21 protein-coding genes are annotated in these 26248 nt (G+C 68.6%); 14 read left to right on the top strand and 7 right to left on the bottom strand.

Going from position 1 to position 26248, the window contains the following annotated elements; genetic code table 11:
* The first annotated feature begins 27 nt into the window (after positions 1-27).
* The gene (locus tag HCA44_RS02755; protein WP_169647016.1) at positions 28-2004 is read left to right on the top strand and encodes an acetoacetate--CoA ligase; all 1977 of its coding nucleotides are present in this window, start codon (positions 28-30) and stop codon (positions 2002-2004) included.
* A 21-nt stretch (positions 2005-2025) separates the two neighbouring features.
* Here the strand turns inward: HCA44_RS02755 and pabB are convergent, their stop codons facing one another.
* Together pabB and HCA44_RS02765 are read right to left on the bottom strand one after the other, a co-directional pair.
* A complete protein-coding gene (gene pabB, locus HCA44_RS02760; RefSeq protein WP_169647017.1) occupies positions 2026-4194 on the bottom strand; it encodes an aminodeoxychorismate synthase component I in 2169 nt (722 codons plus the stop codon).
* Between the two features lie 34 nt (positions 4195-4228).
* Positions 4229-5500, bottom strand: a complete 1272-nt coding sequence (locus HCA44_RS02765; protein ID WP_169647018.1) for a TetR/AcrR family transcriptional regulator — start codon at positions 5498-5500, stop codon at positions 4229-4231.
* A 730-nt stretch (positions 5501-6230) separates the two neighbouring features.
* Between HCA44_RS02765 and HCA44_RS02770 the strand changes: the two genes are divergently transcribed.
* From HCA44_RS02770 to HCA44_RS02820, 11 genes are read left to right on the top strand one after another with little or no spacing between them, the layout of a single operon-like run.
* Positions 6231-7040 (top strand): ABC transporter permease, encoded by an 810-nt coding sequence (locus tag HCA44_RS02770; RefSeq protein WP_169647019.1) that lies wholly within the window; start codon positions 6231-6233, stop codon positions 7038-7040.
* Complete coding sequence (locus tag HCA44_RS02775) at positions 7040-7897, top strand: ABC transporter permease (RefSeq protein ID WP_169647020.1); 858 nt, start codon at positions 7040-7042, stop codon at positions 7895-7897. Before HCA44_RS02770 ends, HCA44_RS02775 begins: the two co-directional genes overlap by 1 nt.
* A 1-nt stretch (position 7898) precedes the next feature.
* A complete protein-coding gene (locus HCA44_RS02780; protein WP_346764547.1) occupies positions 7899-9143 on the top strand; it encodes an MCE family protein in 1245 nt (414 codons plus the stop codon).
* Positions 9140-10165, top strand: coding sequence for an MCE family protein (locus tag HCA44_RS02785; RefSeq protein WP_169647021.1), 1026 nt, complete (start codon positions 9140-9142; stop codon positions 10163-10165). The genes HCA44_RS02780 and HCA44_RS02785 overlap by 4 nt, the downstream gene beginning before the upstream one ends.
* A gap of 40 nt (positions 10166-10205) precedes the next feature.
* Complete coding sequence (locus HCA44_RS02790) at positions 10206-11252, top strand: MCE family protein (RefSeq protein ID WP_169647337.1); 1047 nt, start codon at positions 10206-10208, stop codon at positions 11250-11252.
* Positions 11249-12355, top strand: a complete 1107-nt coding sequence (locus HCA44_RS02795) for an MCE family protein (RefSeq protein ID WP_169647022.1) — start codon at positions 11249-11251, stop codon at positions 12353-12355. The genes HCA44_RS02790 and HCA44_RS02795 overlap by 4 nt, the downstream gene beginning before the upstream one ends.
* A 2-nt stretch (positions 12356-12357) precedes the next feature.
* Positions 12358-13500 (top strand): MlaD family protein, encoded by a 1143-nt coding sequence (locus tag HCA44_RS02800; RefSeq protein WP_346764549.1) that lies wholly within the window; start codon positions 12358-12360, stop codon positions 13498-13500.
* Positions 13497-14714 (top strand): MlaD family protein, encoded by a 1218-nt coding sequence (locus HCA44_RS02805; RefSeq protein ID WP_169647023.1) that lies wholly within the window; start codon positions 13497-13499, stop codon positions 14712-14714. The genes HCA44_RS02800 and HCA44_RS02805 overlap by 4 nt, the downstream gene beginning before the upstream one ends.
* A complete protein-coding gene (locus HCA44_RS02810) occupies positions 14701-15288 on the top strand; it encodes a mce associated protein mas1a (protein ID WP_169647024.1) in 588 nt (195 codons plus the stop codon). The genes HCA44_RS02805 and HCA44_RS02810 overlap by 14 nt, the downstream gene beginning before the upstream one ends.
* Positions 15289-15329: 41 nt before the next feature.
* Positions 15330-16241 carry an oxygenase MpaB family protein gene (locus HCA44_RS02815; RefSeq protein WP_169647025.1) on the top strand — a complete coding sequence of 304 codons (912 nt, stop codon included), beginning with the start codon at positions 15330-15332 and terminating at the stop codon, positions 16239-16241.
* Between the two features lie 49 nt (positions 16242-16290).
* Positions 16291-17052, top strand: a complete 762-nt coding sequence (locus HCA44_RS02820; RefSeq protein WP_169647026.1) for an oxygenase MpaB family protein — start codon at positions 16291-16293, stop codon at positions 17050-17052.
* Between the two features lie 102 nt (positions 17053-17154).
* On the opposite strand, the gene fadD5 is transcribed toward HCA44_RS02820, so the two are convergent.
* From fadD5 to HCA44_RS02835, 3 genes are all read right to left on the bottom strand, one after another.
* Positions 17155-18771, bottom strand: a complete 1617-nt coding sequence (fadD5, locus tag HCA44_RS02825) for a fatty-acid--CoA ligase FadD5 (RefSeq protein ID WP_169647027.1) — start codon at positions 18769-18771, stop codon at positions 17155-17157.
* Positions 18772-18901: 130 nt separating this feature from the next.
* Entirely contained in the window at positions 18902-19762 is an 861-nt protein-coding gene (locus HCA44_RS02830) for an enoyl-CoA hydratase-related protein (protein WP_169647028.1), read from the bottom strand.
* Positions 19759-20748: a nitronate monooxygenase family protein gene (locus HCA44_RS02835; RefSeq protein ID WP_169647029.1), complete on the bottom strand. Its 990-nt coding sequence runs from the start codon at positions 20746-20748 to the stop codon at positions 19759-19761. The genes HCA44_RS02830 and HCA44_RS02835 overlap by 4 nt, the downstream gene beginning before the upstream one ends.
* Before the next feature lie 400 nt (positions 20749-21148).
* On the opposite strand from HCA44_RS02835, the gene HCA44_RS21230 reads away from it, so the two are divergent.
* Positions 21149-22405, top strand: a complete 1257-nt coding sequence (locus HCA44_RS21230; protein ID WP_169647030.1) for a TetR/AcrR family transcriptional regulator — start codon at positions 21149-21151, stop codon at positions 22403-22405.
* On the opposite strand, the gene HCA44_RS02845 is transcribed toward HCA44_RS21230, so the two are convergent.
* Positions 22324-23265 carry an oxygenase MpaB family protein gene (locus tag HCA44_RS02845; RefSeq protein ID WP_240945266.1) on the bottom strand — a complete coding sequence of 314 codons (942 nt, stop codon included), beginning with the start codon at positions 23263-23265 and terminating at the stop codon, positions 22324-22326. The two genes, HCA44_RS21230 and HCA44_RS02845, sit on opposite strands and share 82 nt — an antisense overlap.
* 11 nt (positions 23266-23276) lie before the next feature.
* Positions 23277-24800 carry an aldehyde dehydrogenase family protein gene (locus HCA44_RS02850; protein WP_169647031.1) on the bottom strand — a complete coding sequence of 508 codons (1524 nt, stop codon included), beginning with the start codon at positions 24798-24800 and terminating at the stop codon, positions 23277-23279.
* A 240-nt stretch (positions 24801-25040) separates the two neighbouring features.
* Here HCA44_RS02850 and HCA44_RS02855 point away from each other — a divergent pair, with 240 nt between their 5' ends.
* Complete coding sequence (locus HCA44_RS02855) at positions 25041-26183, top strand: acyl-CoA dehydrogenase family protein (protein ID WP_169647032.1); 1143 nt, start codon at positions 25041-25043, stop codon at positions 26181-26183.
* Positions 26184-26248 lie beyond the last annotated feature (65 nt).

Consider the following 26248-nt stretch of genomic DNA (forward strand, 5'->3'; position numbering starts at 1 on the left):
CCACCGAGCGGAAACGGGAGGCACACCATGACGGTAGATTCGGTACGGCCACAGTGGACACCGACGCGCGACGTAGTGGGCCGCGCGGCACTCACCGCGTTCGGTCGACGTGTCGCGCGACGGCACGGGCTGCGTACCGGCGAGTTCGACGCTCCCGACTATCGCACCTTGTGGCAGTGGTCCGTCGAGCAACCGGGCGAGTTCTGGCGCGAGGTGTGGGACTGGTTCGAGGTGCATTCGGACACCGACCCGGGGCCGGCGCTCGCCGATGCGTCGATGCCCGGCGCACGCTGGTTCCCGGATGCGCGGCTCAACTACGTGGAACAGGTGTTCCGGCACGCCGACCAGGACCGGCCCGCACTCGTCGTCGTTCACGAGGACGAGCCGGACACCACCGTCACGTGGGCTGAGTTGCAGTCCCGGACGGCCGCGCTGGCGGCGCACCTGGCGCGCGCCGGGGTCGGGCAGGGCGACCGCGTCGTCGGGTACCTGCCGAACGGGCCGGAGGCGATCGTCGCGTTCCTCGCGGCGGCGTCGCTCGGCGCGGTGTGGGCGGCGTGCGGACAGGACTACTCGGCGCCCGCCGCGCTCGATCGTCTCGGCCAGCTCGAGCCCACCGCGCTCGTCGCCGCAGACGGCTACCGCTACGGCGGAAGAACCCACGCGCGCACCGACGCCGTCCAAGAACTGCGCGCCGCGATGCCGACGCTCACGACGACCGTCGTGGTGCCCGCTCTCGGGGCAGAGGTGCCCGGCGGCTGTGTGGCATGGGACGAGGCCGTCTCGGGCGAGGAGACACTCGATCCCGTCGCGGTCCCGTTCGACCACCCGCTGTGGGTCGTGTTCTCTTCCGGCACCACCGGTTTGCCGAAAGGCATCGTCCACGGTCACGGCGGCGTGCTCCTCGTCCACCTCGAAGCACTGGCCCTGCAGAACGACCTCGGGCCGGGCGACGTGCTGTTCTGGTACACGAGCCCGAGCTGGATGATGTGGAACTTCAACGTCGCGGGACTGCTGGTCGGTGCCACCGTCGTCACCTACGACGGCGCACCGTCGTATCCGGACACGGGCAGTCTGTGGGGCGTCGCCGCGCGGGTGGGCGCCACGGTTCTCGGCACGAGCCCCGCGTACGTCCTCGCCTGCATCAAGGCCGGCGTCACGCCGCGTCGACAGTACGATCTCACCGCTCTGCGCACCGTCGGGATCACCGGTGCCACGCTGCCCGCGTCGTCGTCGCTGTGGCTCGCCGACAATGTCGGCGCCGACGTCCAGGTCGCGTCCATCTCGGGAGGCACAGACGTCGTGTCGGCGTTCGTCGGCGCCGCGCCCACGGTGCCGGTGTGGCCCGGTGAGCTGTCCGCACCCTGTCTCGGCGTCGCGCTCGCGGCATTCGATCCGGACGGGCGCGCCGTGGTCGACGAGGTCGGCGAGCTCGTCGTCACCGCGCCGCTGCCGTCGATGCCGGTGCGCTTCTGGACCGACCCCGACGGCGAGCGGTACCGCGCCGCCTACTTCGACGCGTATCCCGGCGTGTGGCGGCACGGCGACTGGATCACGATTACCGGCCGCGGTTCGGTGGTGATGCACGGCCGGTCCGATTCGACGTTGAACCGCAACGGCATCCGCATGGGCAGCGCGGACATCTACCAGGTGGTCGAGAACGTCCCCGAGGTCGCCGAAGCGCTCGTGCTCGGCGTCGAGCAGCCCGACGGCGGGTACTGGATGCCGCTTTTCGTGGTGCTGCGGCCCGGCAGCACCCTCGACGACGCGCTCGACGCGCGCATCAGCCGCGAGATCCGCGAACGGCTGTCGCCGCGGCACGTACCCGACGAGATCATCGCGGCACCGGGCGTGCCGCACACGCGCACCGGGAAGAAGCTCGAGGTACCGATCAAACGGATGCTGCAGGGTGCGGCCGCAGCGGGCAGTGTCGACCGTACGGCGGTCGACGACGCGGAACTGCTCGACTGGTACGTCGAGCGACGGCCTCGCGAATCCCCCTGATCTGCAGGTCGGTTCAGTGGTTCAGGCGGTGCGTCGCTCGCTCGGATCCGGGCAGGCGGCGCCCGTGTCGGTGTGGTCTGCGGCCGTGTCGTTCGCGAGGACGTGCAGGAGTCCGGCGGCCTTCACGAGGGTTTCGTCGAACTCGGCCGCGGGATCCGACAGCGCGGTCACCGCGCCGCCGATACCGAACGACACTCCGTCCGGGGTGCACACGAGGCTGCGGATCACGATCGACAGATCGGCCGATCCGTCGAGGGCGAAGTACCCGATCGAGCCCGAATAGACTCCCCGACGGCCCTGTTCGAGCTCGGCGATGATCTCGGTCGTGCGCTTCTTGGGCGCGCCCGTCATCGAGCCGCCCGGAAAGGCCGCACGTACCGCGTCGACCGCCGTGCAGTCGGGACGCAAGCGGCCGCGGATCGTCGAGACGAGTTGGTGCACCGAAGAGTACGTCTCGACCGCGAACAGTTCAGGAACGTGCACCGACAGCGGGTCGCACACGCGAGTGAGGTCGTTGCGCGTGAGATCGACGATCATGAGGTTCTCGGCGCGCTCCTTCTCCGACGCCCGCAGCTCGGCCCGCAGCGACGCGTCCTCGCTCTGTGTCGCGCCGCGGGGCCGGGTGCCCTTGATGGGCTTCGAGTCGACGGTCCCGTCTGCCGTCACGCGCAGGAACCGCTCGGGCGAGGCACTGGCGACCGCCACGTCGCCGAGAAGCAGGTACGCGCTGTAGGGCGCCGGGCTCGACGCACGCAACCGCACGAACGTGGCAAGCGGGTCGACCTGCGCCTGCACGTGCGCCATGTTCGTCAGGCACAGCTCGTAGCTCTCACCCTGCCGGATCGCCTCCTGCGCGGAGGCGATACGGCCGAGATAGCCGTCACGGTCGTGTCGCAGCGTGAGCGGCGTCGTGACGTCGGCGACGATCGGTCGCGGCGCTCCGGCCGGAACACGCTCGGGCAGAGTTCGTATCAGGGTCACGGTGTCGTCGAGCCAGTCGGTGTCGCCCGCGGGTGCGGCGTCGCCGGGGGCGAGCCGCAGCACGTACGTGCACGCGCGATCGTGATCGATCACGACGGCGCGGTCGACGAACACGAGGGCCGCATCGGGGATGTGCTCGCCCGGGGCATCGCGCCCGTGCGTGCGTGTGGTGGTCGCGTGACCGAGCGTGAGCGCGCCCAGTTCGTAGCCGAGAAAGCCGACATACCCCAGCGCGAAGGGAATCTCGTCGCTCGGGGCGACCCGGCGCTCGCCCAGCCGCGTGGCAAGGTGATCGAACAGGTCGACGCCGGTGTGCTCGGTGACCGTGCCGCCGCGGTCGACACGCATGCGCCCGCCGTCGACGTCGTACGCGAGGACCTCCGCGAGCGGCCCGGTGGAATCGGCGAGAACACTGACCCGCGAGCCGGACTCGGCGGCGACGCGGTCGAGCCACACCGCATGCGCGCTGCCGGCGAACAGCTGCGCGAAGACCGCTTCCGGGTCGACCTCGCAGTCGATGCGCCGCCACTCGGGAGCGCCGTCCGCCGGCTGTGGCTGCTGTTGCGGCTGGACGGGGGCTGGGGCCGGCGTGCCGGGAACCTGTCCGGAGACGCCGACGGCGGCGCCGCGTGCGCGTGCGGAGAGGTCACGGAAGTTGGCGAGCAGGGCGCGGCCGTGCTGGCTCGCGATCGATTCGGGATGGAACTGGACACCCCAGCGCGGCAGGCTGCGGTGCCGGACGGCCATCACGGCACCGTCCTCGGCATGCGCGGTGACCTCGAGTTCGTCGGGCACCTCACCGACGACCAGGGAATGGTAACGGGTGACCGAGAAGGGCGACGGCAGCCCGCGGAACAGGTCGCGTCCGTCGTGCTCGACGCGGGACACCCGACCGTGCATCGGTGTCGTCGCGAGGTCGACGGCTGCGCCGTAGGTGTGGCACAGGCCCTGGTGCCCCAGGCACACGCCGAGCAGCGGCAGGTCCGTCTCGGCGACGACGCGCGCGCTGATCCCGAAGTCCCGCGCCCGTTCGGGTCGGCCGGGGCCGGGGGAGATCACCACATTGTCGAACGCGCCGAAATCGATCGACTCCCAGGACGAGTCGTTGGTCACCACGACCGGCCGCGCACCGGCCACCTCGGTCAGCAGAGCAACGAGGTTGTAGGTGAACGAGTCGTGGTTGTCGATCAGGAGCGTGCGCACGAACACGCGGACATGCTACTCGCGGCCGTGTCCTGCCCGATCACGAGCCGCGAAGCAAGGCGAGCATCAACTGCTGGATCCGTGCGGGCGTGCGCGGCTCGGAGTCGAAGTGCAGGAAACGACCGACGTCGGGGACGAGATTGAGTGCCGCGTGCACGAGGATGCGGCACTCGACCACGGTGAGCTCGGGTCGCACCTCGGCGACGATGAGGGCCCACTCCTCGACGTTGAGGCGCTGGATGTGCCGGATCTCGTCGCGCCGCGGCCCGGGGAGACTGCCGATCTCCGCGTAGTACACCGACATGAGCTCGCGCTGCGCGAACGACAGTCGCACGTAGACCGCGGTGAGGGCGTCGAGGGCGTCGTGCGCGTTCTCGGATCCGGAGAGCGCCGTGCTGACGCCGAGCGCGACGCGGTCGGCTGCGCGGTGCAGCGCCGCCACGAGAATGTCCGACTTGCCGGTGAAATGGCGGTAGACGCCCGACGCGGGCAGGCCCACCGCCGCCGCGATCTCCTCGATCGTGACCTCGTGGTACCCGCGGTCGTCGAACAGCGTCACGGCGGCCTGAATGAGGTTCTCGCGCTTGTTCACGCTCGCGAGCCCGTGCGCTCCCCGTGCTCCGTCGGTCCCGTGGGCGTTCACCGTGAGATCGCTGTCGGCCCAGTCGATGCGGGACATGTCGCGACAGCCGCGCAGCAACAACTGCTCGAGGCGGGGTTTCGCGAGCGGGACGTTGTGGGCGGTGATGCTGCCGACCGCGCTGAACATGGCGACCGTCACGAGAATTCTGTCGCCCTCGGTCAGCTCCGGTCGCACGAGCGAAAGGACCTCGCCGACACGCTGGTTGGCGATCCATGTGCGATCTCGGACCTCCGTGCGGTGCTCGCGAGCGAGATACCGTCCTTCCCAGCGGTACAGGCCCGCGCGTCGCCGGTGGTCGACCGTCGTTCCGATGATCGCGCGCAGCTGTGCGTCGAGGCGAGCGTCGGCGTCGAGCAACACGCCCGACTCGTCGCCCAGACCGATCGAGCTGTCGACGGAGTCGAGTGCATCGGTCAACAGCGTCGTCAATCCGGTCGCGACGTGCTGGAAGAGTGCGTACTTGTTCGGAAAGTGCCGGTACACGGCAGGGCCGGAAATGCCGACCGCGGAGGCGATGTCGTCGATCGTCACGGAGTGGTACCCGCGTTGGCTGAACGCCTCGGCGGCCACCGCTGCGATCTGTTCCTTGCGGTACTTCGGTCGCGTCCCGCCTGTGGCGGTGCGGGCTGTGCGCCGGGACGGACGGGTCTGCCGAGCGCTCTTGGTCACCCGAGCTCCTTCGGGACGTGTGGTCGGTGTGCGGTGTCGCGGAAGGCGTACAGCCTGATGATGTACGGCGCACAAGTGAATCACAATTCGTGTCCCGCTCGGTAGGAATCCCGGCCGCGGATCGGCATTCGTTCGGTCGGCGGGTGCGGTGTGCACGAGTGACGATCGCCGGTGCGGAGGCAGCCGGGAACGTGCGGCCGTCGGCCGCGTGTACCTCTCCGTGTGCCGGTCACAGGGCGCGCCTCATGCTGCGTTGTCGTCGGCCTCACGCCGCCGCCGAGTGGTCGGCTCGACTGTGCGGAAGAACGGCGCCCCTGCCCAGCGCAAATGCGCGGATCTGCTGGTACGGCCGATTCGTCCGTCAGGACGAGGGCGACGCGAATATCCGTTAACAAGGGGCTGGTCACCGGCCGCCTCCGTGTGTAATATGCCTCACAGCCGCGTCGGCCCAGTCGGTCGCGGCGCATACCCACAGGGGGTCGTCGGGGAGGGGCGCACACGTGACAGGGATGCAGGTTCGGCAGGTTCCCCGCCGGGCGGCGCCGGCGCTATCTGATCGCCACGAACTCGAGAATGTGAATCGAAAGTCTCACCGAGTCCGCGCGCACGCGCCGGTCGGTGCGAGGCGGAAAGGAAGTCGGCGAATGACGGAGGCTGCGCGCACGCGCCGGCCCGGTCGGCGTGGCGATGCCACGACGTCCGGCCCCCGACGGAGTGAGGTCGTCCGGCCATGACCTACGAACTCCCCGCCGCGAAGGGCCCGCTGAGAGCTGTTGCGCTGGAAGGCGGATACCTCCTCGGCTTCGCAGTGCAGGCGCTCTTCGGTCTCGTCACCGCGGTGTTCCGTCGTCGGCTCTCGCTCAACGAGACCGTGACTCAGACGTTGTTCATCGCACGAGTCAGCACGGGACCGTCACTGCTGCTGATGATTCCGATCGGCGTGTTCATCGCCGTGTCGGTCGGCGAACTCGCCGGACGCATCGGTGCGGGCGGCTACTCGGGCGCGGTCGTCGCGTTCGTCATCGTCGGCCAGGCCGCGGCGCTCGTGTGCGCACTCATGATGGCGGGCGTCGCCGGCTCCGCGATCTGCACCGATCTGGGCTCGCGCAAGATCCGCGAAGAGATCGACGCGATGGAGGTCATGGGCATCGACGTCGTCGAACGTCTGGTGGCGCCGCGGCTCGTCGGCGCCATCCTGGTGTCGTTGGCCTTGTGCGCGATGGTCACCTTCGGCGGAGTCTTCGCGTGCTACGCCTACCACATCTTCGTGCAGCACATGCCCGCCGGGAACTTCATGTCGACGTTCAGTCAGTACGGGCGAATGTCGGACTTCGTCATGGCCATGGTCAAGGCCGCGATCTTCGGTCTCACGTCCACGCTCGTCGCGACGTTCAAGGGGCTGCACGCGAAGGGCGGGCCGCGCGGCGTGGCCGACGCCGTCAACGAGGCCGTCGTCATCGCGTTCGCTCTGGTGTTCATCGTCAACACCGCGTTGTCCGCGCTGTACACGGTCATGGTGCCTGCGGTGGGGGCGTACTGATGGTGGGTTACGACACGCGATCACGATTGCGCCGCGCGGCCGCACCCGCCGGCCACGTCTACACCGGGCTCGGCACACTCGGGCATCACGTCACCTTCTACATGCGTGCCCTCGCGTCCATTCCGTTCGCCCTCACGCGGTACCGCAAGCACGTGCTCGCCCAGATCAGCGAGGTCAGCTTCGGCACCAATTCGCTGCTGTCGGGCGGCGGCACCATCGGCATCGTGTTCGCGATGTCGCTCGCGGCCGCGATGATGCTCGGCGTCGAGACGCAGCGTGGTCTCGACCTCGTCGGCATGGACACGCTCTCGGGCACCCTGTCCGCGGTCGCCAACACCCGCGAGCTCGCGCCCGTCGTCGTGGCGATCGCGCTGGCCGCCAAGGTCGGCACCGGGTTCACGGCGCAGATCGGTGCGATGCGGATCTCCGACGAGATCGACGCGCTCGACTCGATGGCCGTGCGGTCGGTTCCGTTCCTCGCGTCCACCCGTGTCATCGCGGCGCTCGTGTGCGTCATCCCGATCTACATGATCGGTCTGCTCGCGAGTTATCTGTCGACGCGCCTCGTGGTCGTCGTGTTCAACGGTGCGTCCGCCGGCAACTACGACTACTTCTTCCACCTCGCGCTCGCACCGTCCGACCTGCTCTACTCGGGCATCAAGGCCGTCGTGTTCTCGGTGGTCGTCGCGCTCGTGCACTGCGCGTACGGCTATTACGCGTCCGGCGGGCCCGCAGGTGTGGGCCAGGCGGCAGGGCGCGCACTGCGTACCGCGATCCTTGCGATCGGCGTGCTCGACGTCCTCATGACGTTCGCGCTGTGGGGTCTCGTCCCGACCATCCCCGGAATGGGGGTGTGACGTGCGCGGAACGCAGCAGCCGAGCGAGTTGCGCATGGCGATGCGCGGCGTCGTCGCCGTCGCGGTCGTGGTGGTGGTCGGTGTCCTGATGGTGCTGCGCGGCACCGGTGGGCTCCGTCAGGATCCCGAGGTGACCGTGGCCGTGCCGTCGTCGGTCGGGTTGATCAACGGCGAAGCTCCCGTGCGCTATCAGGGAGTCAACATCGGCCGCATCGCAGCCATCGAGTCGGGGCCCGACGAGTCGATCGCGAAGCTCCAGATCGACGCGGACTCGATCGGGCTGGTCCCGGCAGGCGTCGTTGCGCGCGTGGTGCCCCGAACGTTCTTCGGCGACATCTACATCCAACTCATGGACGGCTCCGAGGCCCCGTCCGCGGATCACCTCGCGGACGGCGAGCAGATTCCGATCGACACCGGCCCCGACGCCGTCGCCCTCTACGACGTCTACACGAAGATGGTGGATGTGCTGGACCGCATGCAGCCGCACAAGATGCAGACCGCGCTCACCGCGCTCGCGCAAGCGCTCGACGGCAGGGGAGAGGCCGTCGGGCGGACCATGACGAACCTGTCGGCGGTGCTCACCGATGTCGACCCGGCGCTGCGTGAGTTCCTCGACGCCACACCGCGTTTCCGTGAGGTGATGGACGCGCTGAACACGGCGACGCCCGACATCGTCCAGACGCTCGAGTCGGCCACGAACGTCTCGAACGAGATGGTGGCGCATCAGGATTCGTTCGCACAGCTCACCGAGGCGGCGGCCGGCTTCGGCGCCGTTCTGGCGCCGTTCGTCGGAGCGAACCAGCAGAACCTGGTCACGGTGTTCGACGCCACCGGCACCATCCTCGCGACGACGGCCGCGAATCCCGAAGGGCTCTCGTCCACCCTGGCGCACGCCGAGAGCTTCGGAGCGGCGGGTACGCGGGTGTTCTCGAGCGGCCGGTTCGACATCACGGCCGTGCCGACCTTCGCCGAACCGCTGCCGTACGGCCCGCAGGACTGCGTCAGCTACGGCCCGCTCACCGGACCCAACTGCGGTGGTCCGTCCACCGCGGTCGGCGCCGAGCCCACGGAAGGCGAAGCCGCCCCGATCGGAGTCGTCGACGCGGCTGCGGAGGCGCCGGTCCTCGGGATTCTCGAAGGGGCCCTCACCGGCGCATCCGAGAGCCCCGAGGCTGCCGCCCCGAATCCCGCGACGGTCACGATGCTCGGCCCGCTCGTGCGTGGAACGCAGGTGACGGTCCGATGAAGACGACACGATCCCAATGGGCGAAGCTGGGCGTGTTCTGCGTCGCCGGTGCCGCGTGTGGCCTGCTGGTCGCGAACACGCTGTCGGTCCCGGTGCGTGGCTCCACCGAGAGCTACACCGTCGAGTTCACGGATGTCGAGGGGCTCAATCCCGGCAATCCGGTCACGCGCGCCGGCGTGCGTGTCGGCCGGGTCGAGTCGATCGAATTCGCCGATGCGGGCGCAGGCAGCGCCAAGGCCGTCGTCGAGATCGAGGTCGAGTCGGACCAGGAGTTGCCGACCGACGTCACGGCGGCGGTGCGATACGGAGACATGCTCGGCGCGCGGTACGTCTCGCTCGACGCGTCGCAGTCGAGTGCCGGCGCACAGCGACTGCCTTCGGGTGGCACCATCCCCGTCGCGCAGACCACGCCCCCGGTCGATCTCACGGCCCTCATGAACGGCTTCCGCCCCCTGTTCGACGCACTCGACCCCGACCAGGTGAACACGCTCACCCGTGGGTTCGTCGAGACGTTCAGCGGGCAGGGTGGCGCCGTGTCGCAACTCATCTCACAGGTTGCGACCATGAGCACCGATCTCGCGAATCAGGAGGAAGTGTTCACCCAGCTGGTGCACAACATGTCGCAACTGCTGGGCAGTGTCGACGCCCGTACGCCCGAGCTCGAACAGTTGCTCACCGGCCTGAGCGCGCTGACTACCTCGGTCCTCGGCGACGCGGGGCAGCTGCAGACCGTCCTCGACGACGGCAACGCCGCCGTGAGCACGCTCGCGGCCTCGATGGCGCGGTCGAACGGTGCGTTCGGGAACTCGGTGCGGGATCTGAAGACCGTCACCGACGGGTGGGTCGCGCACACGGGCGAGTTCGAACGCTTCCTCGGCAACATGCCGTCGTTCGCCGACGCGGTCAACCGTGCGGGCAGCTACGGCAGCTTCATCACGCTGTACCTGTGCAACTTCACGCTCATGGCCGGGCCGGCCGAGGCGAACATCTTCGGCTCGGCGCACTCGGAGTCGTGCCTGTGACGACGCGCGAGCACACCCGGAAGGAGGGGAACGGCCAATGATGTTCCTCGTCAAGATCATCGACGTCGTCGTCGCCGTTGCGCTCTTCCTGTTCCGGGGAGAGGGACGACGTAATCCGTCCATGCCGTTGATCCTCGGCACCGTCGGCATCGTGCTGCTCGTGGTCGGCCTGCTCGCGGCGGTGGGCCTGCCGCGCGGGTGGTACGTGCTGCGCACCAGCCCCTACACCGCAGAAATGGCCAACGCGAGCGGCCTGTCCGGGGGAGACCCGGTCTACGTCGCAGGCGTACCTGCGGGCCGTGTCGAGAACATCGAGCTCGCCGGCACGCACGTCGACGTCGAGTTCCGGCTCGACGACGGTCAACCGCTCGGCAATCAGACCACCGCGACCGTCCGCCTCAAGACCGTCCTCGGCAAGCGTTATCTCGAGGTCGTGCCGGGCGGTGTGGTCGACGACGAAAAGGTGATCCCGTTGTCCCGCACCACCGTTCCGTACAGTCTCGACGAGGTCAGCGCCGACGCCACCGACGCGGCGCAGAACATCGACGTCGAGTCCCTCGAAGCGATGATGACGACCCTCACCCAGGTCATGCCCAATGATCCCGACCAGCTCGGCCGGGCGCTCGCAGGCATGAGCGGCGCGTCCGCGGCCTTCGCCCGCAACGGCGAACAGGTCGACCAGTTGCTCTCGATGTCACGCAACTTGTCCGACCTTGCGGTCCGGCAGTCGGAGTCGCTCACCACCACGGCTGCCAATGCGCAGGCGATCGTGGGGATGCTCGCCGTACGTAGGCAGGCGCTGTCGGAGCTCGTCGACAATCTCACGTCGGTCACCCGCACGCTCGCCCAGTCGTTCACCGACAACCAGGAGGTCTTCGGGCAGATGGTGTCCAATCTCGAGCAGGTCACCGCAACCCTCGAACGCAATCTCGCCGACATCGACGCAATCATGACGAAGGTGCCGCCGTCGCTGCGCAAGGTCACCGACGCCACCGGCAACGGGAACTGGGCGGACGTCACATCGCCTTCGGCCGTGATCCCCGACAACCTGCTGTGCGTCGTGGGTGTCATGCAGGGGTGCCGATGACTACGGGCAAGCGGCGCCGCGCGATCGTGAGCCTGCTCGTGCTCGCGCTCCTCGTCGGTGCGGCCGGGTGGTACGTCTTCGCGCGCACCGACCGGTCCACCACCGTCCACGCCGAGTTCTCGTACGTCAACGGCATCTACCCGGGCAGCAAGGTCACGATCCTCGGCGTCCCGGTCGGTACCGTCACCGCCGTCGAACCACGCGGCACGTACGTGTCGGTCGCGATGTCGATGCCCGCGGACATCCACCTGCCCGCCGACGCGTCGGCGTACGTGCTCAACCCGTCGGTCATCAGCGACCGACACGTCGAGCTCGGACCTGCCTACGACGGTGGACCGGAGCTCGAGGACGGCGGGACGATTCCGCCCGAACGGTCCCATGCGCCCATCGATTTCGACGGACTGATGGGCAGCATCGAGACCCTGGCGCAGACGATCGGCGAGGACGGCGGCGACGTCGGCTCGCTACTCGAACAGGGCGCGCAGACATGGAACGGGCAGGGCGAGGCGTTCAACACTGCGGTACGCAATCTCAGTGCGGCAACAGGTGTCGTGGGTGCGCGGGCCGAGGATCTCACGGCGATCGTCGCCAATGTCGACATGCTGATGAATGCGCTAGACGCACGACAGGTCTCGCTCGACACGCTCGTGCGCGACATGGGCAGCCTCGGCGACGAGTGGGCGAGCCGCGATCTCGACATCACCGGCCCACTCCAGGATCTGCAGGTCGTGGTCGACCAGCTGAACACGTTCATGCGTGATCACGGCGACGGCGTGGGCGCTGCGGCCGAGGACATGCAGGCGCTCGGGGACACTCTCGCCCAGCACCAGTCGGGCCTCGCCGAGTTTATGGACCTCGTTCCGATGATGATGCAGAACCTCGGGGCGACGATCGGCCCCGACGAGCGCGGCCGGATTCGGCTCAACGTGTCGACGGCCCTTACTCAGTTCGAGGTCGCGAAGCCGCTGTGCGACGCATACCCGCTGCCGCTGTGCACGGGTGCAGGCTTCACCAACCCGATCTCGTTCCCGATCAGTGCCTCCGATCCGCTCGGCATCGTATCCGTGATCACCGGTGGTGCTCTGCCGCAAGGGGGTAACTGATCGTGAAGGCAACAGGGAGCCGCGTCGTCGCGGCCGTGGGAGCCGGCCTCGCCGTGGCCGTCACGCTCACCGGGTGCGGCGTCGGCATGCAGGATCTGCCGCTCGGGCGGTCCGCGGGCGGCGACGCGTACGACGTGACGGTACAACTCGCCACGGCGGAGGGGCTCGTCCTCGGCGCGGACGTCCGCACCGGCCAGGAGGTCATCGGCCGTGTCGCCGAGTTGCGGCCCGACACGATCGGCGCTCTCGTCACACTGAGCCTGGACGACTCGGTCGAGCTGCCCCAGGACGTGCGGGCCTCTGTCGAACTGCCGTCCGCACTGGGCAGCCCGTTCATCAGGCTGATCCCGCCGGACGACGGGTCCGGCGCACGACCGCTCCGCGACGGCGACCTGGTTCCCGAGTCGAGCACCGAGATAGGGCCGCAGATCGAGAACGCGCTCGCCACACTCGGCACCGTCGTCAGCGGCAGCGGCTTCGGCCAGCTCGACACCGTGGTGCGCGAGCTGAACACGGCGTTCGCGGGTCGCTCGCAGGACGTGCGCGGGCTCACCACGCAGCTCACCGAACTGATGGCGGCGGCGTCCGCGCAACAGGGCGAATTCGATCACGCACTCGCGGTGGCGACCGAGGTGTCGGGCAAGTTCGCGGCCCAGCAGGCCGTCGTGGACGGCTATCTCGACTCGCTGCCCGATGTCGTCGACGTCCTCGTGCGACAGAAGGACAGCATCTCGTCGCTGCTCGACTCGACGGCGCAGTTGTCCACCAACGCACGCACCGTCCTGTCGTCGAGCAGCAGCAGCCTCGACGGCATGCTGCACGACGCGTCGACGGTCGTCGCGACCCTCGAGTCCTTCAACGACCGCATCGGCGGCACGCTCACCAACATGAACCAGTTCCTCGAGACGTTCCAGGTGTCCGTCAAGGGTGACTATCTCGCGTTCGACGGCGCGCTGGACATCCCCGGCGGCATCGACAAACTGCTCACCGGCGGGCTGTCCCGTACCGTCGCCGCCTCGCCCGTGCCCGGTGCCTCCGCGGCCCCACCCACGGCCTCGGCACCTGCCCCCGCCGCCGGGCCCGGCGGTCTGCCTGCCGGTCTCGGCGACACCCTGTCCGGTCTGCTGTCGGGAGGCTCGCGATGAAGCGGCTCGCACTCGTCCAACTCGTGCTCTTCGCGGTCACGGCTGCGGTCGTCATCCCGTTCGGCATCTACTATGTCGTCGGCCCGCAGGGGCTCGCAGGTCAGCTCCGAGTGCACGCCACCATGGAGAGCGCGATGGGCCTCACCGCCGGCACCGGCGTCACCTACCGCGGTGCCCAGATCGGCACCGTCGAATCCGTCGCGCTCGACCCGAACGGCGGTGCGCGCGTGGAGTTCTCGATCGACAAGGACACTCGCATCCCGGTCGACAGCGTCGCCAAGGTCACGATGGGTACCGTCGCGGGGATCCAGAACGTCGACATCTACCCGAATACGGCCGACGGGCCGTATCTCGAGAGCGGCGACGAGCTGGCAGCGCCCGCCGACCAGCAGCCGGTGCAGATGGACGACTTGATGAGGCAGGCGAGTTCGCTGCTGCAGAGCGTCGACCCCGAGACGCTCAGCACCGTCGGCGACGAGATCGGCACCGCGATGGACGGTCTCGGGCCGTCTCTCGCCACGATGATCGACAACGGCGACACGCTGTCGTCGCGGCTGCGCGACCAGTCCGCGGAACTGGAGTCGATGCTGCACCGCACGTCCACCCTCGTCACGACGATGGCGGGCGAATCCGACTCGTTCGTCCGGGGTATGGGTGCCTCCCGCGATCTCGCGACCCAACTCGACGCGAGCAGGCCGGTCCTGGTACACCTGGCCGACACGAGTCCCGAGGCGCTCGGCCGGGCCCGCGAGCTGTTCGACAGGTACCAGGGCACGTTCGGTTCGGTGCTCGCGAACCTCGCGACGGTCGAACCGGTCGTGGCAGACCGCAGCGATGCGCTCGCGTCAGGTCTGAACGACATCCCGTACGGTCTCGGCAAGCTCGAGTCGATCGTCAAGGGCGACCGCGCGGACTTCGCGCTCATCGCGACGCAGGGCCCGGTGTGCTCGTACGACACCGAACGCCGAGCCGTCGGCGACCTCACCCCGGTCGAGACGAACCTCGGCCTGTACTGTCCGCCCGCACCCGACATGCAGCAGCGTGGCTCGCAGAATGCGCCGCGGCCGGACGGCCTCGGGCTCGAGGGCTCGACGACTCCGGGCGAGCGGATCGGTCCTCCCGTGGTCGAGGATCCGATTCTGGTCCCCACCGGGGTCGACGCACTGAACTACTGGAGAGAACTCATGGAAGGACTCGGCAATGGCACACGATGACACGGTGACCGGCGACAGCACTGGCACGACGGGCACACTGGAGCGGCCTGCCGACCTCGACGGCGCCGGAGTGCGGTCCGGTCCGACCGGCCGGAACCGCTCCCGCTGGATCGTCGGCGCCGTCGTCGGCGTGCTCGCGGTCGCACTCGTCGCGGTGTCGGCACTCGCGACGATCGTGCTCCTCGGGCAGCGCGGCGACGACGAACGCCGCACCCAGGCGATCGACACGGCCCGCGACTACGCGATCACGATGTCGTCGTTCGACTACCAGAACCTCGACGCCAATCGGGACAAGATCGCCGGCATGTCCACCGAGGAGTTCGCGCAACGGTACAACGAGATGGTCGACGCGCTGCGCGGGGTCGTCACCGACGGCCAGGGCAAGGCCACCGCCACCGCCGAGCACGTCGCGGTCGAGTCCCTCGACGACGACCACGCCACCGTCCTCGTGTTCGCCGACCAGCAAGCAGTCAACGTCACGGCTCCCCAGGGCAATGCCCAGAAGTACCGCATGGTGCTCTCCCTCGTCCGAGACGGCGACCGCTGGATCGTCGACGAGGTCCAGACCGTCTGATTCCGGACGGCCACGTACACCCGATCCGAAGGGACACAGCGATGCCTGCCGGTTACCTCGAGGACTACACCGCGCGCGAGCCGCGCCTCACCTCTGCACGCACCCGAATCACCGTCACCTCCGAGCGGCGACGGTGGATGCGCAAGCCCGATCTCACCGACGCCCTCGACTTCTGGTCGTTCGCGGGCGCGGCCGCGAACGTCGCGATGCAGATCGGGTGGCCCGAGGTCGCATACGGCGTCATGGAGAGCAAGGTCGAATCGGGTGCGCTGATGCACCACCCGTGGAAGCGTGCCCGCACCACCACGGCATACCTCGCCGTCGCGATCCTCGGCACGGACGAAGAACGCCTGCTGTTCCGCGAGGCCGTCAACGGCGCACACCGCCACGTCCGTTCCGACGCCGACAGCCCCGTCAAGTACAACGCGTTCAACCGCGAACTGCAGTTGTGGGTCGCGGCATGCCTGTACGTCGGTTTCGAGGACTCGCATCAGTTGTTGCACGGCCGGATGTCGGACGACGAACTGGAACACTTCTACGTCCACGCGTCGTCGCTCGCGACGACGCTGCAGGTCACCGAGGACATGTGGCCTGCCACCCGTGCGGACTTCGACCGCTACTGGAACACCGCGTGCGAACGTGTCACGTACGACGAGCGCACGAAACAGTTCATCCACGATCTCGTCGGGCTGCGGATGATCAAGTGGCCGTTGCGCGCCGGATTCGGAAACCTGTTGCAGTTCCTCACGATCGGCACGCTCGGCCCGTACTTCCGCGAGTTGCTCGACCTCGAGTGGACCGAAACCGACCGCAGGCGGTTCGAGCACCTATTCATCTTCGTGGCATTCGTCAACCGCTTCATCCCGAAGTTCGTCCGGTTCGGCGGCTCGCGCTGGTTGATGCGCGACCTGCGCAGGCGCTACCGCAAGGGTATCGACCCGATCGGCAGGTGACGGCCACCGACGACGGGCCGTCGCACGGCAGCTCCCGAGAGGACTCGGCATGCACCACGACTCGGACGGGCTCGGTCCGGACACCCTGCTGTGGAGGTTTCTCGGCGACCGCAGGTTCCTGCTCGCGCTTCCGCGCGCCGTTTCGTTGCAGATGCTGCATCCCGCGATCGCGCGGGGTGTGCGCCAACACTCCCGCAGCCCGCAACACCTGTGGCTCCACGAACGTCACACGGTGCCCCAGGCCATCGCGATCGCGTACGCCGACCGCGATCTGTCGTCCGTCGTCCGATTCGGTCACGCGGACGTCAAAGGCGTACTCGCAGACGGCGCGAGGTACCACGCGCTCAACCCGTCGGTGTTCTACTTCCAGCACGCCACCTACGTCGACACGTTGTTCATGATGATCGAGCGCTTCGTACGGCCGCTCTGGCCCGGCGAACGCGAGCAACTCTTCGCCGAGTGTGCGCTGTGGTACCGCAGGTACGGAATCTCGGATCGCGGCACACCGGCCACGTGGCTCGAGTTCGAGGACTACTTCCACGCCGAGTGTGCACGGGTGCTGCGCGCAGGTGCCGACACCGACTTCTATCGCGACCAGGTTCTCCGGCCGAACCATTGGGTCGTACGACACGTGCCCACCGCGGCGGTGCACCAGATGATGCACCCGAGGGCCCGCGAACTGTACGGCATTCGTACCCGTGGCAGCGGCACACTCACGCGGTATGCGGCGTGGCGCAAGGCCGTCGCCGCGGTGTCGCCGCGCGATCGGTACATCCCGGTCGCGCGCCGTGCCCTCGCCGCCCGCCCGTGAGCACTTTGCGAGTCTCCGTGCGCTTGTTTCGCACACAGCACCGGTACACGAAAAGTGGGGCGGCCCCGAAGGGCCGCCCCACATCCCCGATCCCCCCGGGGCTCAGCCGACGCCGACCCCCTTGGCGCCGTACGACTTACGCAGATCGCCCTTGACGACCTTGCCGCTCGCGTTGCGCGGCAACTCTGCGAGCACCACGACATCCTTGGGGTGCTTGTACCGCGCGAGACGGTCGCCGAGGAATTCGGCGACCTCGTCGATCGTGATGTCGCCGTCGGCGTCGTGCAGCGCCACCACCGCGACCGGAACCTGCGTCCACTTCGGGTCGGGGCGGCCGATCACCGCGGCCTCGCGGATCTTCGGATGCGCGAACAGAGCGTTCTCGACCTCGGCGCAGTAGATGTTCTCGCCGCCCGAGATGATCATGTCCTTCTTGCGGTCGACGACGTACACGAAGCCTTCGTCGTCCTGACGGACGAGATCGCCCGAGTGGAACCAGCCGCCCGCGAACGCGTCCGCGGTGGCGTCCGGATTCGCCCAGTAGCCCTGCATCATGGTGGGCCCGCGGTAGATGATCTCGCCGACCGTGCCGGGCGGCACGTCGTTCATCTCGTCGTCGACGATGCGAGTCTGGATCGTCGGGATGGGCTTGCCCACGGAGCCGAGCTTGCGGATCGCGTCGTCGCCGTCGAGAACGCAGGTGATGGGGGACATCTCGGTCTGTCCGAACACCGCGACGATGAGGGCCTCGGGGAAGGTGTCGGCCATCGCCCGCAGCACTGTGTCGGACGCAGGCGCCGCCCCCCAGCTGACGACGCGCAGTGCGAGGTCTCGATCGCGTACACCGGGCACCGCACACACGGCCTGCCACTGCACCGGCACGAGGAAGACCGTGCTGACGCGTTCGCGCTCCCACGCGTCGAGCATGTCGACCGGATCGAAGGCCTTGAGCGGGTGGATGACCGTGCAGCCACCGAGCATGAGCAGTGGCGCCACCGAGCCGAGCGCGGCGACGTGGAACACCGGCGAGGCGAGGAAACCGATGTCGTCGGCGCCGTTGTACCGCATCGCGCGGATACACGTGAGCGACTGGGCCGACATGTTGGCGTGCGACAGCACGGCGCCCTTGGGTGAACCGGTGGTGCCCGACGTGTAGAGGATGAGCGACGGGGTGTCCTCGTGGATGTCGAGGGCGTCGGCGGGTTCGCCGTCCTCGTCCACGAGTTCTTCGTAGCCCACCACCTGGTCGTCGGACGGCATGCCCATGCCGATCGCGAGGCCGAGTTCGGGCACCTCGGCCCGCACGGCCGCGACGAGCGGTGCGAGCGCGGCCTCGGTGAACACGACCGTGGCACCGGAATCCCGTGCGATGTAGGCGACTTCCGGCGGGGTGAGCCGGAAGTTGACCGGCACCGCGAGCGCGCCGAGGTGGTTGATCGCGAAGACCGCTTCGAAGAACTCGGTGCGGTTGAGTGTGAGCAGCAGGACGCGGTCGCCGTAGCCGACGCCGCGCCGGGCCAGGGCCCCGGCGAGTGCACGTGAGCGCCGGTCGAGCTGGGCCCACGTCGTGGTCTCGCCGAGATGGCGGAAGGCGGGGGCGTCGGGCTTGTTCTGTGCGTGCGTCGCGACCCAGTTCATCCAATGGTTGCGACGCGACTGGACGGGCTGCGTGGCCGCGGAACCCGGGCCGTCGGTTGTGGGCGCTTCGTGTGTCGGCATTTCGGGGGAGCCCCTTCGCTGATCCGGTTGCGGCACGCGCGCCGGTGCGGTGGCCGGCGATCGTGCTGCAGTGTGTGTCCGATATGTGAGGAGTATTACAGAGAGAGCGTGCCCAGGGAATACCCTTTTGTTAACGAATATTCGCGCGGGCGGTTGCGTCGGGACCGGGCTCGCCGTCGTGCCGGGGGAACACCGGCGGGCGCTTGTCGAGCATGGCCGCAGCCCCCTCTGCGAACTCAGGGCCGACGAGCAGTCTGCATTGCCCTTCGCTCTCGCGAGTGAACGCTCCTTCGAGTTGGCCCAGCGTCGCCGCGCGCAGTGCGCTCTTGGTCGACTCCAGGGCCTGTCGAGGCCCGCGCGCGATGCGCTCTGCGAGTGCGGTGACGTGCGCCGACAACTCGGCGGCCGGAACCACCTCGGCGATCAAGCCGTGTGCGAGTGCGTCGGCCGCCGGCAGCCGCTCGCCGAGCAACGCCATGCGTGCCGCGCGGGCGCGCCCGATCGCGGCCGGGATGAGGGCGGTGGCGCCCCCGTCGGGCATGAGTCCGATGTTGACGAAGGCGAGCAGGAAGTACGCGTCGTCGGCGGCGACGGTGAGGTCGGCTGCCACGGCGAGCGACGCACCGACACCCGCCGCCGCGCCACGCACTTCGGCGACGACCGGCACCGGCGCGTCGACGACCGCGCGCACCACGCGATTGGCGATCGTCATGATCTCCTCGGGAGGGGCCTCCCGCCCGCCCGCCTCGGCGCTGGCCGCGAGATCCGCGCCGGTGCTGAACGCGCGCCCCGCGCCCGCAAGCACGATCACGCGGACCCGCGGGTCGTCACCCGCGGCGAGCAGGACGTCGCCGAGCGCTCGCAGGTGCGCGAGATCGAGCGCGTTCATGCGGTGCGGGCGATCGATCGTGATGCGCATGACCCCGTCGACGAGTTCGGTGACGAGGCCGGGTGCGCCGGTCGAGATGTCGGTTTCGCGGGTGTCTGTCATGCCGTCACTCCTGCCGGCTGCAGCATCGACGTCAGCCGGTCGGCGATGACCGACTCGGCCTCGCGCACCATGCGATCGACGAGCTCGGCAACCGGAGGAACGTCGTGGATCAGGCCCTGGCTCTGGCCCGCGGTCCAGATGCCGGCGTCGAGGTCGCCGTTCTCGAACACCTGGCGTCCACGCGCCCCGGCCACGAGGTGTGCGATGTCGTCGAACTCGCAGCCCTTCGCTTCGATGTCGACCACTTCGCGGCTGATTTCATTGGCGGCGACTCGCGCAGTGTTCGACAACGTGCGGAAGATGAGCTTGGTGTCGAGCTCCGATGCCTCGACGATGCGCTGCTTGACCTCCTCGGCGACCGGGGACTCCTGCGTGCACATGAACCGTGTGCCCATGTTGACGCCGTCCGCGCCCAGCGCCAGCGCCGCGACGAGGCCGCGCGCATCGGCGATGCCGCCCGACGCGATGACCGGAATGCGCACCGCGCGTGTGGCTGCCGGAATGAGAATCAGGCCGGGAACGTCGTCCTCGCCCGGGTGCCCTGCGCATTCGAAGCCGTCGATGCTGACGGCGTCGACGCCGATGCGCTCTGCCTTGATCGCGTGCCGAACGCTCGTGCACTTGTGGATGACCTTCACGCCTGCGTCCTTGAAGAAGGGAAGGTGCGGTGCCGGATTCGAGCCTGCCGTCTCGACGATGCGGATGCCCGACTCGATGATCGCCTGTCGGTACTCCTCGTAGGGGGGCGGCGTGATCGACGGAAGGATCGTGAGATTGACGCCGAACGGCTTGTCGGTCATTTCGCGGGTGCGGGCGATCTCCTTCGCGAGATCCTCGGGCGTGGGCTGCGTGAGCCCGGTGAGGAAGCCGAGCGCGCCCGACTCGGCGACCGCCGCGACGAGCTCCGCCCGGCCGACCCACATCATTCCGCCCTGCACGATGGGATGTTCGACTCCGAACATCTCGGTGAAGCGTGTGGAGAGCATGGTGGGGTACCTCCTCGTGTGGTGGCGGCCGATCGGGAAAGCCGGGCGCCGGGTGTGCGGTGACGGTGTGTCGGAGCGACGGGTGTCTGGGAGCGGTGGGGTGAACGGCGCGGCCGCATGGCAGGCCGGTGCGTACGGGCGCCTCGCGCTCGAACGAATCGAAGTGGCGCGAATTTCTGTTAACTTAAGGTGCACGAATCGGTCGTGTCAATAGGTGCTCGTCCACGCCGGCAGCCGTTCTACGAGCGTGGATCACGTGTGACGCCCGCCGTGTCCGGGGACGAGCACGTAGTACCGGCAAGCGCGGCCCCGAGGCTCGGTTAAAATCGGCGTACTCGTCAGGGCGCGGCGGCACCGAGTGCGTCGCGGGCCAGGACGCGACCCGCTCAGGAGGTGACCAGTGGCCCCATCCGGCCGACGCGCGTCCGCGCCCACGGCTCGTCGTACGCGGCCGAAGAATCGCAAGGCCCAGATCGCCACAGTCGCCGCCGTCGCCTTCAGCGAGCGCGGCTACCACGGAGTCGGGGTCGACGACATCGCTGCGGAACTGGGCATCTCGGGGCCCGCGCTGTATCGGCACTTCCCCAACAAGTACGCGCTGTTCGTCCACGCGGCGTCCTCGGCCGCCGCGGGGCTGGCGGCCGCGGTCGCGGCCGCGGAAGAGTCGACCCCCGAAGACGATCCCGGTGCGCGACTCGACGCCGTCGTGCGTGGCCTCGTGTCCGCAAGCGTCGAGAACCGGCGTGTGGGGGGCCTGTACCGGTGGGAGCGGCGCTATCTCGTCGGCGACGATCGAGAGGCCCTGCGTGCGGTGTTCGTGTCCATCACCCGCAGTGTGGCGGCCCCGCTGCGGGCGCTGCGGCCCGAACTGTCGAACGCCGACACCACGGTGCTCGCCGCCGCGACGCTCAGCGCGATCGGCTCGGTCACGGCCCACCGCACCGCTCTCGCGCAGCGGCGACTGGCCGCGCTGATCGAGAGCATCGCGCGCGCGGTACTTTTCGCAGAACTCGGCCCGCAGCAGCCGGTTCCTCCCGAGGCTCCCAAGAACGGCCTGGGTGTCACGTCCAAGCGTGAGATGCTCGTCGCCGAAGCCGTGCGCGTGTTCGACCTGCACGGCTATCACGACGCGACGGTCGAGGAGATCGGTGCCGGAGCAGGCATCAACGCATCCAGCGTGTATCGATACTTCCCCAGCAAATCGGACCTGCTGGCGGCCGTGTTCCACCGTGCAGCCGATCGCCTTGCCGCCGCTACGGCCGACACTCTCGCGTCCTCCGACACGCCTGCGGAAGCGCTCGTCGGGCTCGTCGACTCGTACGTCGACCTGTCGTTTCGCAACCCCGAGGTGCTCTCGGTGTATTTCGCGGAGATCGGTAATCTTCCTGCGGCCGAGCAGAAGACGCTGCGTGGTATCCAACGTTTGAACGTCGAGGAGTGGGTCGCGCTGCTCGTGCAGGTCCGACCCGAACTCGATTCCGCGGAAGCGCGCTTCGTGGTGCACGCCGCGCTCGGACTGGTGCTCGACGTGGGCCGACTGGTCCACTTCGAGCCCGGCCAGTCCGAGCGCGTCGCTCAACTGATGCGCGCCGCGCTCGGCGTGGGCGCGCCCCACGACGGCGGCGGCGAGTCGGAGCCGAGATCCGAAGGGCGGTAGGACCCCGGGTACCCCGGGTACGTGCGGTTGTGCGGGTCGCGCGCCGCATTCGACACGCGACGGGGCGGTAGCAACCGCACGGCCGCCGAACGCAGTCGCAGGCCGCGTGTGGCCGCGCGGCGCACCGCCTCGGGTGCGGGCTCGAACCCGAATGCGGTCAGCATCCGGTCGTCGAGCAGGCCCCGCACGCCGATCGAGACGAGCGGTCGGAGCGGTGCGGGGAACCACGAACAGAACAGGTCGGTGGTGTACACGCCGATGCGGTGATTGGACTCGCTGTACCGGAAGTGCTCGCGTTCGTAGTTCAGCTTGAACCGGTGGAACTCCTGGAAGTCCTCCGGGATGTCCTTGATGCCCATCCGCTTTCCGACTCCCGTGTAGAAGTGGAAGGCCGCGGCCCGCTCGTGCGGGGTGAGTCGGCGCCAGCCGTAGGCGTCGATCCAGTCGAGCGGCTCGTACACGAACGTCGACAGCACGTAGAGCATGTCGTCGTTCGAGATCGTGTACTTGCCGTGCATGCGGTTGACGACCCGAAGCGAGTCCTTGCCCCGTGGCGAATCGAAACCGTGCTCGACCATCTCCGCCATGAGCAAGGCGGTGTCGTCGTAGCGCTTCTGTGGTCGGTGCTCGAATTCGCCCGTCTTGTCGAGCAACTCGGAGATCGACGGCACGCAATACGTCTTGAACAGTGCGAACTCGAGCGAGCGCTGGTAATCCCAGGGGAACTCGAAACCTGCCATGATGCGGTGTATCTCGTGACAGTCGGCGACGGGGTCGAGAGACTCGATCCGTTCGCGCCACGCACTCTTGCGCCACACCGACGGTGCCTCCGGCCGGATGCTCGTGACCTGCTTCTCCATGCTCGCTCCCCTCACCGGCCGTGACGCGTGCGCAGCAGCCAGGCTGCGATCTTGACGTCGCGAGCCTTGCGGTCGATGTTCAGCAGGTCGAGTGGTGCCGCGAATCGTTGCCGCGTCACGGATTTCGGCCGTGCGAACTCCCGCAGCCCGTCGGCGCCGTGGATGCGCCCGAAGCCCGAGTCGCCGACGCCGCCGAACGGAAGTGCGGCGACTCCCGCGAAGCCGAGCACCGAGCCGATCGTGACGACGCCGCTGCGGATGCGGTCGGCAGCCTGCATGCCCTTGGCTGCGTCCTTGGTGAACACCGACGCGCCGAGTCCGTAGGGTGTCGAGTTGGTGCGGGTGATCGCTTCGTCGAGATCGCGCACGCGGTCGACGACCAGCAGCGGCCCGAAGGTCTCGTCCTGCACCGCCGTGCTGTCGTCGGGCACGTCGGTGAGAACGATGGGCGCGATCGTCCGCCCGTCGAACGACTCGAGGCCGCCCACGACGGCGGTCGCGCCGCGTGCGAGGGCATCCTCGACCTGGGACCGGACGATGTCGACCTGACGCGGCAGCGTCATCGGGCCGTAGTCGGCGTCGTCGCCCTGCACGGACACGGCCGACACCTGCCTGCGGAGTTCGTCGAGGAAGTGGTCGTACACCGCGTCGACGACGTACACGCGCTCGACGCCCGCGCACGTCTGGCCTGCATTGCCCAGGCCGCCGAACACCGCGAACGTCACGGCCTCTTTGAGATCCGCGTCTTCCGCGACGATGAGCGCGTCCTTGCCGCCGCCCTCGACCACGAGAGGGGTGAGCGTCTCGGCGCAGGCTGCCATGACCTTCTTCGCCGTCGCCGCAGACCCGGTGAACGCCACCTTGTCGACGCCCGCGCGCACGAGCGCGGCGCCGGTTCCGCCGTCGCCCGTCACCACCTGAAGGACCGGTTCCTGCGGCACCAGGGACTGCCACGCGCGCTCGAGCCACAGTGCGACGCCGGGGGTGAGCTCGCTCGGCTTGAACACGACGGTATTGCCCGCCGCGAGTGCGTACGAGATCGAGCCCATCGGCGTGTACACCGGGTAGTTCCACGGGCCGATCACGCCCACGACGCCCATCGGTTCGTAGCCGACGCTCGACACCTGGTTTGCGCTCACGAGCCCGGACGGAACCTTGCGGCGCCGCAGCACCTTTCCTGCGTTCTTCGACGCCCAGTCGAGGTGCTCGACCGCGAGCATGATCTCGAGCAGTGCGTCTTCGCGCGGCTTGCCGGTCTCGGTCGCGATGATCTCGCCCAGTTCGTCGGCGCCCCGCGCGATGGCACGCTTCCACTCCTGCAGCCAGCGCTTGCGGCCGTCGAAGCCGATCTCACGCCACCACACCGACGCGTCGCGTGCGCGGCCGACGGCCGAGCGGACGTCGCCTTCGCCGCGCACGGGGTACTCGGCGAGCTGTCGGCCCGTGCGGGGATCGGTGGTGACGAATGTGGCCGAAGCGGCGTGTGCTTCGCCGCCCGCACCCACGTCGGCGGTCGGGGCGGTGTCCTGTGACATCGAGTTCTCCTCAGTTGCGTGCGCGGCGCGTCGGTGTGCCGGTGTGGTGAGCGATGCGGATCGGGACTCGCATCACATATATTTGATGTGATTAGCTATTGCTCAGATCACACTAGAGCCGCACCGGTCCCGGAACAAGCCCGAACCCGTCCGAGCCCGCCGACGGGCCGCGACTCGGTCCACCTTCCGCCACCGATCCACCCGGCCACGGATTCACTGCTTGCCACGAGGAGGCAACCCATGGGCGTACAGCTCACCGACGAACAGCGCGATTTCGCGAAGGCCGTCGCCGATTTCTGTCAGCGCGAGACCGGCACCCGCGAGCAGCGCGACAAGCTGACCGACGGCGGCCGCGAGAACCACTCGACCGCGCTCTACCGCAAGATGGCCGACCTCGGCTGGGCCGGCATCCTGGTGCCCGAGGAGTACGGCGGCGCGGGTGCGGGCAATGTCGAGATGTGCATCCTCCTCGAGGAGAGCCTGCGTGGCATGGCGCCCATCGGCGGAATCGGGCCCACGCTCATCACCGCGGCCGCCTACCAGAAGTTCGCGAGCGAGGAGATCAAGAAGGAAGTGCTCGCGGACGTCGTCGCGGGCGAGTCTCTGTCGATATCGATGTCCGAGCCCGAAGCAGGCTCCGACGTCGCCAATCTCACGTGCCGTGCCGAGAAGATCGACGGCGGGTGGCTGATCAACGGCCAGAAGACGTGGTGCTCGAACGCGCACTTCGCGAAGCACATCCTGCTGATCGCGCGCACCGACCGCGGCGGCAGCAAGCACGAGGGGCTCACCCAGTTCCACATTCCGGCGGGCACGCCCGGCCTCGAGATCAAGGGCATCGACACGCTCGGCGGACGCGAGGTCAACGACCTCTACTTCACGGACGTCCGCGTGCCGGACAGTGCGGTCGTCGGCGAGGTGGGCAACGGCTGGAACCAGCTCATGAGCGGTCTCAACACCGAACGTCTCATCCTCGCCGCGATGCAGCTCGGTGTCGCGGAACGCTCGTTCGCCGACACGCTGTCGTTCGTCAAGGAACGCAAGCAGTTCGGCCGTCCGATCGGCACCTTCCAGGCGTTGCGTCACCGCCTCGCCGATCACGCGACCGAGATCGAGTGCGTTCGGCAGCTCGTCTACAGCGTCGCGCGCCAGGCCGACGCCGACCCCACCAGGTTGCTGCCGCGCGAAGCGTCGATGGCCAAGCTCAAGGCCACCGAGGTCTCGAAGGCGATGACGATCGACGGCATGCAGATGATGGGCGGCTACGGCTACGCGACCGAGTTCGACGCAGAGCGGCTCATGCGTGGCGCGATCATCTCGACCGTGTACGGCGGCACGAACGAGATCCAGCGCGACATCATCGGCAAGACCTACGGGCTGTGAGACCGGCGGTGGCGCCTTCGGGACACAGGGACGTCGCTATGCTCGTCCGGCAGGCGAGCGTGGGT

The sequence above is a fragment of the Rhodococcus sp. HNM0569 genome (assembly GCF_012726205.1).
Taxonomy (GTDB): Bacteria; Actinomycetota; Actinomycetes; order Mycobacteriales; family Mycobacteriaceae; genus Rhodococcus_F.